Annotated in this window: 1 protein-coding gene; it reads left to right on the forward strand. The window is 48.9% G+C overall.

Going from position 1 to position 1,297, the window contains the following annotated elements; genetic code table 11:
• Positions 1–1,194: UDP-N-acetylglucosamine 1-carboxyvinyltransferase (murA, locus tag R7Q47_RS24965; RefSeq protein ID WP_318089987.1), on the forward strand; the 1,194-nt coding region annotated here is incomplete at its 5' end.
• Positions 1,195–1,297 lie beyond the last annotated feature (103 nt).

A 1,297-nucleotide genomic window follows, 5' to 3' on the forward strand; every position in this document is an offset into this window, starting at 1 on the left:
GCAAAAAACGCAGCACTGCCTATTTTATTTGCGTCTATCTTGGCTGAAGAGCCTGTAGAAGTGGCAAACGTACCACATCTTCGCGATATCGACACAACCATGGAGCTACTAAAACGCCTTGGCGCTAAAGTAAGCCGTAACGGTTCTGTTCACGTCGATCCAAGCAGCATCAATGAATATTGCGCTCCTTATGATTTAGTTAAAACCATGCGTGCTTCTATCTGGGCGTTAGGCCCACTTGTGGCTCGTTTTGGTCAAGGTCAAGTTTCTCTACCTGGTGGTTGTGCTATCGGCGCACGTCCAGTTGACTTGCACATTACTGGCCTGGAACAACTAGGCGCAACCATCACACTTGAAGATGGTTACGTGAAAGCTGAAGTTGATGGTCGTCTGAAAGGCGCGCACATCGTGATGGACAAAGTGAGCGTTGGCGCGACCATTACCATCATGTGTGCAGCAGCTCTGGCTGAAGGTACTACAACGTTAGACAACGCAGCGCGCGAACCTGAAATCGTCGATACGGCGGATTTCCTAAATAAACTTGGCGCGAAAATCTCTGGCGCGGGTACAGACACTATCACTATCGAAGGTGTTGAGCGCTTAGGTGGCGGCAAGCACAGTGTCGTAGCAGACCGTATTGAAACGGGGACATTCCTAGTAGCTGCAGCGGTATCTGGCGGTAAAGTGGTTTGTCGTAATACCAACGGTCACTTGCTTGAAGCGGTTCTAGCGAAGCTAGAAGAAGCGGGCGCATTGGTGGAGACAGGCGAAGACTGGATCTCTGTTGATATGACAGACCGCGAGTTAAAAGCGGTGAGTATCCGTACTGCGCCTCACCCTGGTTTCCCGACAGACATGCAAGCGCAATTTACGCTCTTGAACATGATGGCGAAAGGCGGCGGCGTGATCACTGAAACTATCTTTGAAAACCGCTTTATGCACGTGCCTGAGCTGATGCGTATGGGGGCGAAAGCGGAGATTGAAGGTAATACGGTTATTTGTGGTGACGTTGAATCTCTAAGTGGTGCACAAGTGATGGCTACGGATCTACGTGCTTCGGCAAGTTTGGTGATTGCTGGTTGTATCGCGAAAGGCGAAACCATCGTAGATCGTATTTATCACATCGATCGCGGTTATGACAAAATTGAAAATAAACTGGCTGCACTTGGCGCAAATATTGAGCGAGTGAGCTAGTCAAGTTAAACTGCACAGCAGGTGACTTGGATATGAAGAGAGCCGAAACTCAGGTTTCGGCTTTTTTATATCGCGCTTTCTGTCATAGTTTCTGACTATGTAA

This window comes from Vibrio sp. Vb0349 (assembly GCF_033338975.1).